This is a genomic window from Pseudomonas putida, from assembly GCF_004357765.1.
Lineage (GTDB): Bacteria > Pseudomonadota > Gammaproteobacteria > Pseudomonadales > Pseudomonadaceae > Aquipseudomonas > Aquipseudomonas putida_U.
On the sequence record NZ_SMTE01000156.1, the window covers coordinates 1 to 508 of the forward strand.

The 508-nt window shown below is 59.4% G+C and carries 2 protein-coding genes; both read right to left on the reverse strand.

The window, feature by feature from the left end; translation table 11 throughout:
- Positions 1 to 220, reverse strand: a 220-nt coding sequence (locus E2H86_RS25855; protein WP_133332301.1) for a Clp protease N-terminal domain-containing protein, incomplete at its 3' end; no start/stop codon positions are given.
- Positions 217 to 508 (reverse strand): ATP-dependent Clp protease adapter ClpS (gene clpS, locus E2H86_RS25860; RefSeq protein ID WP_133332302.1); only part of this gene is annotated, 292 nt, incomplete at its 5' end. The genes clpS and E2H86_RS25855, both read right to left, overlap by 4 nt.

Sequence of the window (508 nt, forward strand, 5' to 3'; positions counted from 1 at the left end):
CGTCCGTGCCGGGTACCACCGGGGTGTTGTCGGCGATGAAGTTCTTCAGGTGCGTGCGGAGGTCTTCGATGTTGGCAGCCCAGGCGCGAAGCACCTCGGCGGCCGTCGGGTTGTCCAGCAGCGCAAGCAGCAGATGCTCCACCGTAATGAATTCGTGGCGAGCCTGACGGGCTTCAACAAACGCCATATGCAGGCTGACTTCCAGTTCTTGCGCAATCATGCTTCCTCCATCACACACTGCAGCGGATGGCCCGCTTGCCGTGCATGGGTTGACACCAATTCCACTTTCGTCGCGGCGATATCCCGGGTGTAGAGACCGCACACGCCCTTACCTTCCCGATGCACCGTCAGCATGATTTGTGTGGCTGTTTCCCGGTCTTTGCTGAAGTATTGTTGAAGAATCATCACGACGAATTCCATCGGGGTGTAGTCGTCGTTGGGCAGCATTACGGAATACAGCGGCGGACGGGCGAGCTCGGGCTTGCCGGCTTCCACCAGGACCCTGTGG